Raw genomic sequence first — 10,715 nt, 5'->3', positions numbered from 1 at the left:
CTTTAGCGAGTTTGGCTGCGGTGATTTATTACCCCCTGCCCCCTAAAGGGGGTTCTGGTGTATTATTATCTTTTGGAGTTATTCATGCTGATCAATCCATCCCCATTCAGGGCTGAAATAACATCCCAATTCCTTATGAAGCTTTAGCGCCTCTACTGAAAGATAGCTTGGCTAGGGTAATTTTAGTACTGAGTTCGCATAAAAAAAGGCTGCCCGAATGGACAGCCTTTTAGGATTAGGTGAAGATTATATAATTCTTACCATGGTTTTCCGGTGCCTTGCAGCAACCAGAATTTTGACCATGGGCTATTTTCTGCGTCTGACTGGCTATACGGAGTGGTTTCTAACCGATCCAAAGCCACCTGAGCATTGTCTCCGTTGATGCTAAGCTCCTCTTGCATATAGTAAAAGCGCAGTGGTAATACCGAACGAATCGCTGCTTGACCCGCAGTCAGGGCGGGCAGGCCTGTTCTGCGATAATCAAACCATGCTTCCGCTGCGGAGGTCCACGAAGCGATCCATTTCTGATCGATTATCTGTGCTAAACTGCCATCATAAGCCGCCTCTCCCATTATATAAGCGTCATAATCTTCGCCCTTGCCCCAGGTCACCAGAGACTGACGAATTGCCTCATTATAGTAGCCTTCGGCATCAGCAGAGCTAATCAAACCCTTCTGTGCGGCCTCAGCAAGATCAAATAATACCTCGGAAGCACTTAGCATTCTTGCCTTTAGCATTCCTCCATTAGGATGAGTATAGATCTCATTAAGGTACGAAACATGTGGATTATAAGATTGCTGTCCGGGCGTAGGGTTCAGGTTATATTCGCTCGGCAGGTTGGACACTGCTGGGGGAATTCCCACATACTCTGGATCCGTATTGATATCCTTACCCTCTGCCACATCTGAGGCGATATACCTCGTCCCGTCGATCACCTCATCATAGCCTGCAGGAAGCGTAGGATCAATAACTATAGGCACCAAAATCCTAGAGGCCCATACTTCCAGTCGGCTGTCCCCTAACTGCTGGAGGCGCTCCACCAAGGTGCCACACATTTTTATACGTCTGTAATTGCTGCCATTACTCCCATCAAACTCCGTATTGGAAGGCCATGAGGTGCCTGCGGAGGTACCTGGAAAGCTTAATGCCGCATCTTCGGCCTGATTCATAATCAATGGATACCGAGTAGTATTTGCCAGCAAGGCCTGAATTCCCGAAGCGGATACTTCCGGCAATTTTTCAGATACCCGCATATAATACCGCAGACGAATAGAATTGGCAAACCTCCTCCATTTCTGCTGATTTCCCTGAAACAGGATATCCTGAGGAATCGCATCCATATTCGGCAGGTCCATGAAGATCGTATTGGCTTCCTCCAGTAAGTCGATGATCCCTAAGTACACATCTTGCTGGGTGTCAAAGGCTGGAAGTAAATACTGGTCTCCGCCCAAGTCTCCTTGCAGTGCATCATTAAAGGGAGCATCTCCCCACAGGTCCACGATACGACCAAAATTATAGGCTTTGATCACCTTGGCCACCGCCACAAAAAACGATAACTCCAGCTCCGTCGCTCTCTCCTCCATTAGCCTGGCATCTTCCAATACATTATAATATCCTGACCAGCTTTGGTTGGACCATTCATAGTTATTGTGGGAGGTAAACCAAGCATCCTTCTGAGTGTGCTGCATCACTCCGGCGATATCCCCAAACCCCAGATTTAATTCATTCGTAGCCGTATTACTGATGACCGTTGCGATTAGCAAATTAGGATGTACTGCCTCAGGGTCAATACCATTGGGGTTGATATTCAGCTCTGTAAGATCCTGACAGGAACTGACGCTTAGCAGGAGTCCGAGGGCCATCACCTTCCAGGTGCGTAACAAATTCTTATTGATAGTATTCATGATTTTTCGTTTTTCAGGTTAATGGATCGATCAGAATTTAGCATTGATTCTAAAACCTACGGGTATCACCCATGGATTGACATTATACCGCTCGATACCCTGCTTGAATGTTCCATTGCTTTCTGGTTGGAAGGCATTTTCGGGATCTATCCCCACCTTGGCCTTAGTCCAAAGGATCAGGTTACTGGTATACAAACCCAGGTTTAGTGATTGCATTTTGATTTTCCTCACCAAGGCAGTAGGAAACTGATAATTGATCGATGCATCTCTCAGTTTCAGATAATCCGCTGCAAACATCGCTGGCTCAAAGAAGCTCCAAGGATAATTATCTGCATAAGGAATTATTCTCGTTCCCTCATCGCCTAGATTTTCCTCATATCCTGATATTTCACCAGCATCATTATAGATAGGGATCACACCTGGATTAAACACCCCATCATTAAGGGTCACAGCATATTCGAATGGAAACCCTCCACTCTCGGCTGTAGGGCCACCCACCATATTGATTCCATCTTTGATATAGACATCCTCATTGGCCACGAGCCAGTCACGAAGCTCGGCACCACTACGTCCATTAGGGTCGATCATTTCATCCAGGAATCGCTGTGTCTTCAGATCTGATTCTGAGTATCTATAAGTTTGGGAAATGAAATCCCCGCCATTTCTCCAGTCAAAAGTCAAGCTTAAGCTCCAATTCTTATAGGAAAGGTCTGCCTGCATACCAGCCAGGAAATTCGGATTGAAGTTTCCTATCTTGTTTTTGGCATTGGCCTGGTTGATCGCCTCCCAGCTACCATCCTCATCCAGCACCGGATATCCATAATAAGGTGATTCCGGATCTTCCACCACGACCATCTTACGATCATAGATACTTCCGATTTCGTCCCCTACATAAGACCAAGCTCCACCTCTGGAATCATTCCATAGGTAAAATACTTCCACCTCATCGGTCAGCTCCACGATGGTACTGCGAAATCTTGAGAAATTGATATTCAAGTCCAGCGTAAAGTCACCGCTCACAGGAGTCACCCCAAGGACCATCTCCCAGCCCTTACTATTGACCAGACCTGCATTCACATACTTGCTGGAAAAGCCCGAGGAAGAAGGTAAGGTGACGGGAAGAATTTGGTTTTTATTATCCGAATTGAAGTAAGTAATATCAAACCTCAGCCTATTATTAAAAGCTGCCGCTTCAAATCCGAACTCATAAGAAGTCGCAATCTCGGGTTTCAGATCGGGAGTTTTCAGCCCATCCGGTACCGTCAGTCGAGTTTGTCCTCCCCATTCCTCAGTATTGGATAGAGTCTGGAGCAAGTTATAAGGACTGGTATCATTCCCCACCTGGGCCCAGCCAGCTCTCAGTTTTATCAGGTCTATGGCACCGCCCATATCAAATATATCACTGATGATGGTACTCAGGGAAGCCGAGGGATAAAAATACGAGCGATTGGCCGCAGGCAAGGTGCTGGACCAGTCATTCCTGGCGGTAAGATCAAGGTATAGCACATCCTTATAGCCTAAATTGGCCAGGCCGTACACACTATATACCGCCCGCTCTGAGGTATAGCTATTGTAAATCAGATTGTCAGAGAGCGTATTGCTCAGCGTATATACCCCTGGTACGATCAATCCGGACCCTTCACCCTTGGTGGAGTTTTGGGTGGTATTACCATGATTATACCTAAGGTTCCCCCCTGCCGAATACGTCATGCTGAAGTCCGTATATTCCTTCTGATAAGTCGCTAGAAACTCCACATTTCGTTCAAACTGATCCATATTGATGATTCCATAGCCTCCATTAGGATCCTCGGTATAGCTCATTGGGATTTTTGATTCCCGACGCTCCGTGTACATATCCATCATGTATTTTCCTTGCACCGAAAATTCCTCTGTGATCTGGTAGTTGAGTCCCAAGTTTCCAAAAACCCGGTTTCTATCAAAGCTATTATTCACCTCATAAGCAAGGAAATAAGGGTTATTATAATCTCCCAAAGCCTGAGATTTCTGCTGAATCCCCTCCTGGCCTGGCATCCAGTAATCCTTCATATCATTGATATCAATATGCCGGGAAAGCTTATAGGCCCATTCCAGAGGGTTGGTGCCTCGGTTTCCTGCGGGACGATTGTCGGAGCCCGTTTTACTGATATTTATGCTAGAGTTTAAGGTCAGCTTCTCGTTGATCTTCAGGCTGCTATTTAGCGATAGGTTATTTCTTCTGAAATCTGAATTGGGGATTATCCCCCAGTTGTTTAGGTTGGTATAGCCTATTCTATAGTTGATTATTTCATTATTATTTGCCACGGACACCCCATTGGTTAGGGTCACTCCATTACGTACAAAATCTGAAACATTGTTGGGATGAGACTCCAGCGGCAGCGGCACCAGGTTTCCATTTTCATCCCTTGGGCTATTCCACTGAATGGCCTCATATCCCTTGTCCAGCTCCGGGCCGGCACCAGCAGCGGAGCCTTCCTCTATCGCCAGCTGGCCTCCCGGATAAGGATTATTGTCCGGGGTATAAGGTCTTACGCCTGTGGCGAATTTATTATGAAAGGGCAGGTATTTATATGGCACCTCCACCAAGGTATTAGAACTGATACTAACGGTGACACGGTCAGCACTTTTTCCCGATTTGGTGGTGATAAGTACCACGCCATTGCCAGCACGGGAACCATATAAAGCCGCAGCACTTGGTCCTTTTAGCACAGAGACACTTTCGATATCGTCAGGATTGATATCAGACATGGCGTTTCCGTAATCCACCTTATTCTCATTACCGATCTGACTTACATTGTTCAGGGTATTGATTACAGGCACCCCATCCACTACAAACAGCGGTTGGTTATCGCCACTTAGGGAAGTGATCCCACGAATCACCATACTTACTGAGGAACCTGTGCCACCCGTGGAATTGATAGCCACACCGGGCACACGACCCGCTAGGGATTTTAGCATATTATCCTGCCCGCCACGCTCAAATTCCTTACCCGACACTTCCGACACCGCATAGCCTAGCGAACGCTCTTCCCTGCGGATGCCCAATGCCGTAACCACAGCCCCTTCCAGGTTTTGGTAGGCTCCCAATAAGGTGATGCGCAATTGGTCCTTATTGCCAACCATTACCTCTTTGGAGTGAAATCCTACATAACTCACCACTAGCACCGACTCTGCCCCAGGGACTTCCAGGACAAATTTCCCATCGATATCCGTGACGGTTCCGGTGGATTCTCCTTTTACTTTTACGGTGGCTCCCGCCAAAGGAATACCCTCTTCGTCATACACCTCACCCATAATTTTGATCGCCACTTCCGCCACAGACTCCCGGCGAACCAAAATATTGCGATCTACCGTGCTGAACTCTAAGTCGGTATGATCACTCACTTTGGCAAGCAGCTCCTCCAGGGTACCCTGCTCTGATAGACTCACTTGACGATGCAACTGGCCTTCTACCTCCGTATTATACAGAAACTTATAATCTGTCTGACCTTCAACAGCCTGGATGAATTGACTGATAGTCATCTCTCCGCGCTTTAGAACAATGTTCTCAGGATTTTTAGCATTAGCATCCAGGACATAGATGAGTCCCAGGCATAGCAGCATCGCCAGCCTAAGCCAATTACTAAAAAATAAAATTTTAGTAGTTTTCATTTCCATACGTTTAGATATTATGTGGTTGGTTTTTGTGTGTGATATTTCTTCAAATTTGCATACGCCCCTTTTTGGTGCTAGCTCAGCTTTCTATTCCTTCATAGGCAAAGCCTTTACTTTGAGCAGATTTTCCCTGGGTTCGTTTTCCTTTCCTGCCAAAAAAGCAATGGCAGAAACCATATCTTCCATATTTTTATTTTCAAATCGTCCACTGAGCTTTAAGTCCAAAATAGTAGAATCCACCACCTCCAGCTCCACCCCATAATGCCGCTCCAGCTGCGCCAAAACATCCTTCATCGGGCTTTGATTATAGGAGAAAACCTTATTTTTCCATAGGACCTCAGCCGTATTCCCTAGCTCATATTGGCCAGTGCCTTTATGAATAATTATGGATTGACCAGCGGTCATGACTTCCTTCGCTCCTCCTGCTGTACTGATCTGCACCGCCACACTTCCCTCTGCCACAATCAATTCAAAATTCTCCTCCTCCTGATAAGAATGGATATTGAAAGCAGTCCCCAAGACTTCCACCCTTTGCTCTCCAGTATGGATGATGAAAGGCTTCATCTCATCCCTGCTGATCTCAAAATAGGCTTCTCCAGAAAAGTATATCTCCCGGCTTTCCTTATTCTCAAAAGACCCTGCCCTGAGCTCTGATCCTGCATTGAGGGACACCTTACTGCTATCCTGTAGCCACACATCCAGTTGCTCACCGTAAGCCGTCTGATAGATCATTGGCTTTTCCTGCCAGACATTTCCTATATAAAACCAAGCTCCTATTGCCAACAGTGAAACCAAGGAAGCTGCTGCCGCCACGCGCCAGTAAAGCCCAATCTTCGGGGAATCCTCCTTTTCCTCTGTTGATTCCTCCTCCAGGTATTGGTTAAAATATTCCTCCATTATCTCGGAAACTTCTTCCCGGCCACCAGCCATCCGATCCACCAAATAGTCAAATTCCGTCTTGCTGACCTTTCCCTGTATATAGCGCTCCGTGAGCTGCCTTAACTCTTCCTTCGATAGTGACATATACTGATTATTATTTATTACAAGTCATTGATATTTAACCTTCTGACTCTTTATTATAAAACTCCCAATGGGCTCAATCAGACTATTGACCAAAGGTTAAGTTTTTATTAATAGAGCAGATTTTTAAGTAATTATTAATTAATAATGGACCAATCCTCCCGGGAGTTTGAATGATTAAAACCCAATAAAAAAATATCGGCACCTTATTATCATGGGCTAAATCGATAAACTCATTTTCACTTAGTTGAGAGCTAGTAGTGAATTATTCCCTTTTAGTTCCAATAAAATATGAAGTGAAAAACCACTGCCTTAGTAAAAAAGCAGTGGTTAAGTATAATTAATATTCCTTCCGAACTATTTCTTTGCTTCGCTAATAACTCCAAGGTATCTTCCCATCCAATAAGGGAGCAACCAGATGTCCCCGGCGCTGCTTTCCGCCATTCCCTTATTTCCTCCATCCAGGGTAAAACGGTTGGCATTATGCCTTCTGATCATAAGCTCATCTGGAGCCAGCACCTGAGAGGTACTTTGCTCCCGGAAGTTGGGCGCTAAAAATTGCAGGTCCTTCCGATGGCTATTGGTCATGGTCCAGTTGATCAGGTCCATGGGATATTCCTGTAAGTACCAGACCGCATCCTCCTGACCAAAATTCCCTGGAGAGGCTATAGCCGTGATAATATTCCACAAGCCATCCTTCTCGGCTGTTTCGGATTTCCAGTGATCGCTGATCGCTTCGGCATACTTAGACTTAAGTTCTTCCGTAAAAGCATACCGATATAAGCCCCAATAGCCTAAGAAATACATCTCATCATCGGAGTGGTTCCAAGCTTCCGACAGCATCGCTGCCCAGTCATCTCCCCCTTCTTCGGCCTTACCAATAGTTTCCATCGGGACCATTAGATTATCCAAATAGCCATAATTCTCCATTAGCTCGTAAGCTTTGTCCTTAAATATCTCCTTTTGGGTGAAATGATAGGCGGTCTGCAGCATGGCTATGATATTGGAGGAGTTGAGCTTACGGTCTCCCACCATTTTGGGAAAGTTATTTACATATTCAGGATTCCATTTCCCCCATAAGGTAGGCTTACCATCATAGTCGATCAGGTACATATCATGCTGAACGATATGGCTCATCAGGGCATCGAGCAGCCCAATCGCCTTATCCCTCATCGCTGAGTCCTCCACCAGCTCGGCGATCACCCCAAGCACAAATACATGGCCGATGGCCTCATCACTACTGGTGGTCGCCTTCCAGTCCCACTCCGGATCGGCAGAACTCTGCCATCTCTCGGGATCAGCCAATTGCTCCTTATACCCCGACCGGTTATAAGACCGGGAAGGAAATCCCTCCACAGGATTGATAAGGTACAGTCGCTCCATAGCCTCCAGTGATTCCTGGCAATTTTGCAGGGCTTCGGTGTCTCCATTCACCGCATACCTGAAGGCCTGCGAAGCCAAGTACATGGCGGTCCACAGCCCGTCATTATCCGAATCCTTCAACTGACCTGAATCCACATTTCCACGTTCCTTTAAAGAAAGTGAGGAATTGAAGCCTAGGCGGATATGCCGCTTCCGTACTTGATCCTCAAAAAAAGCGGCTTTTTCCTCTAGAGTGTGGGAGGCAAAAACCAGCTGGGACAGTCCGGCATCAGTCAATACTAAAACCGATCCATCCTTGCCCTCGGCCATATCAATCACCCGATCACCCGTCAGCCATCTCTCGCCAAAGTAATAATTATAGCTACCATCCTCTTTTAGCATAAATGCCCCCTTATTGGAGCCAAACCATAGCCTATCATGGATCCACTGGACCGCTGTGATCTCTGGCCACGGAACCTGACTTGTCTGCGCTCCGACCTTCCCTGAGCCTATATCAAAACGCTTATATCCATTATTGCTGCCCAAAACAACCTCATTTCCTTTAATCGCAAATGCGGTGAAGCCTTTCCCTGAAAGTAGCCTATTGATCGCTCCATCTTCGTCTCTGATGCTTAGCAGCCCCTCTTTCATCAGGGCATAAAAAAGCCCTTTATCCTTCCCATAATGTATATCTATTAATTCTCCATCGAGCTCCTGCTGCCATAAAACACCATCTCTTCCTAGCTTACTTATAGTATTGCCTTGGTAAATCAGAAATTCAAATTCCTTCCCTGGCACGAACTGCGCTACAGCGTTGGAGCCATGCAAAAAGTAAATTCCCCCCGCCCAGGCGTTGGAAAATACCGCCTTATCATCCAAATAGACAAATTGCTCCTGATATACCTCCATGGCCTTCACCTTCTTATCTTTCATAGCCAGATAGGACCGATCCTCGACCAACTGACCCGGGTTCAGGAACTGCCCTGCATGGGGTTTATAGAGGCCTTTATGGGTCAGCACCTGAATGTTTCCATTCCTATCCATGGCCACTGATCGGGGCTGTGTAAGACTATCTATATAGTATTTGATACTGTGCTCCTGCACAAAAGGATGATCCTGATAAGGCTTAATTACCGACTGAGACCAGGCTCCCTGGCTAGTGAAGAGTAGCAAGCCTATTAGTAGGGATAGATTATACGTTTTATTTTTTGGCAACATTCCTATTGGTTTTAATATGGTTGTACTTATAAAATTACTTGGCCGCTGGGAAATAGACTATTCCTCATTTCATCTATCTTTTCTGGGTTGAATCTGAGGATCAATAACCCTGTATTTGATGGATTTTTGTCCTCCAGCCAGGTGACAGGAATACGTCATATGTAATTTCCCATCCTTACCCTTGATCAGGGAAGGATAAGAATAGCGGTCCTTATGATCCGGATCATATTCTAGCTGCAGGTGATCCTCCCAACTTACCCCCTGATCCTTAGAGAGGTATAAGCTAAGCTGATATCGGCCATCTGTAATATCATTGCAGAGCAAAAACCAATGCGTGTCATCATACGACAACAGCTCTACACTGGCAGTATTTGGAATAGCTGTTTTGGTGGATGGAGACCAGCTCTGGCCCTTATCTCTGGAGATGCTTTGGTGGATACGCTCTGGGCTGTCCCCACTGTCACGCATTAGGGCGAGGATGCTTCCATCAGATCGCATGGCTAATGCCGGCTGGATCGGGCCTCTGCCCACCAGCGGACTACTGGGAGTCCAGGTCTCTCCGCCATCCTCGGACAGGGCCATCATAGAAAAATTATACCCATCCGAATATAAAGGAAGCACCATCCGCTGCCCCTCCATGAGCAAGGGCTTGATCCGCGTCATCCAGCCAATACTTCTTTTGGCTGGATCAGCCGAAGCTTGGATGATCTGATCCTCATACGACTGCGCGTACTCCGCCCATCCTGCCCCTGATGGAGGCATTTCCTCAAATGCCTCCGCGACCTGCTTCTGGAAATCATCATTGGGCTTGAGGAAGATATTATCCTGCCACTGCCATACCGGTGGACCTTCTTGCTCATAGTCCATCGTGGAGCGAATCTTGAGTATCGATTGCTCCCACTTATTGGCCAATACGGCGATCCATACCAGGAACAGCTTATTATCTTTATTTAGGAATATTACAGGATTGCAGTCAGGAATTTGCGGGCTATCCGCGAGCAGAAATGGGGCTGACCACTGGTCAGTAGCCGCGGATTTGCGGGCGCCCATGATCCGCACATCATCGGCCGTCCGCTCTCCAGAACCCTGAAACCAAGCCACTAGCCAGTCGCCATTGGGCAGCTCCACCAAGCTGCTAGCATGCACATGCTGCTCCTGAAAAGGGAATATATAGGCCTCATCTACCTTTATACTTTGCTGCGCAAAAGCAGGCATCCCAAGCCATAAAAGCAAGATAGCCGACAAAGCAGCCATATAGAACTTAAAGTAAATCATTCGCAGAAAAGGGAGCATAGGCCATGGGGATTGTTTGTATGATTACCTTCAATTTCCATTTTGGGCTACTGCCGAGTCCCTACAGGCCCTTCTGATTACCATCAATGAATCATTTACCTCTATTTTTTAACCATTCATAATAGTCTTTTTCAGAATACTTAGGTATTATCATTAATAATTGGAGGCTATAATCACCCCTCAGCTTGCTGGAACTGGCTAAACAGCTTTGGCTCAGGAAGAAACCTATTGGGCATGCCTAAGAGAGAGCTTGCTCAGGAAACCGGG

Annotated in this window: 5 protein-coding genes; all 5 read right to left on the bottom strand. The window is 46.4% G+C overall.

Annotation, left to right across the window (positions count from 1 at the left end):
• Positions 1 to 257 precede the first annotated feature (257 nt).
• The 5 genes from B050_RS0115960 to B050_RS0115940 all read right to left on the bottom strand — a co-directional run bounded on the left by B050_RS0115960 (position 258) and on the right by B050_RS0115940 (position 10,448).
• Positions 258 to 1,904 carry a SusD/RagB family nutrient-binding outer membrane lipoprotein gene (locus tag B050_RS0115960; RefSeq protein ID WP_018474950.1) on the bottom strand — a complete coding sequence of 549 codons (1,647 nt, stop codon included), beginning with the start codon at positions 1,902 to 1,904 and terminating at the stop codon, positions 258 to 260.
• A 30-nt stretch (positions 1,905 to 1,934) separates the two neighbouring features.
• Positions 1,935 to 5,552 (bottom strand): SusC/RagA family TonB-linked outer membrane protein, encoded by a 3,618-nt coding sequence (locus tag B050_RS0115955; RefSeq protein ID WP_229802457.1) that lies wholly within the window; start codon positions 5,550 to 5,552, stop codon positions 1,935 to 1,937.
• A 90-nt stretch (positions 5,553 to 5,642) separates the two neighbouring features.
• The gene (locus B050_RS0115950) at positions 5,643 to 6,578 is read right to left on the bottom strand and encodes a FecR family protein (RefSeq protein WP_018474948.1); all 936 of its coding nucleotides are present in this window, start codon (positions 6,576 to 6,578) and stop codon (positions 5,643 to 5,645) included.
• 354 nt (positions 6,579 to 6,932) lie between these two features.
• The gene (locus B050_RS0115945; RefSeq protein WP_018474947.1) at positions 6,933 to 9,155 is read right to left on the bottom strand and encodes a ligand-binding sensor domain-containing protein; all 2,223 of its coding nucleotides are present in this window, start codon (positions 9,153 to 9,155) and stop codon (positions 6,933 to 6,935) included.
• Positions 9,156 to 9,224: 69 nt separating this feature from the next.
• Positions 9,225 to 10,448, bottom strand: a complete 1,224-nt coding sequence (locus B050_RS0115940) for a sialidase family protein (RefSeq protein WP_026235952.1) — start codon at positions 10,446 to 10,448, stop codon at positions 9,225 to 9,227.
• Positions 10,449 to 10,715 lie beyond the last annotated feature (267 nt).

The organism is Echinicola pacifica DSM 19836 (assembly GCF_000373245.1).
Classification (GTDB): Bacteria; Bacteroidota; Bacteroidia; order Cytophagales; family Cyclobacteriaceae; genus Echinicola; species Echinicola pacifica.
This window is presented reverse-complemented; position numbering and strand designations above follow the sequence as displayed.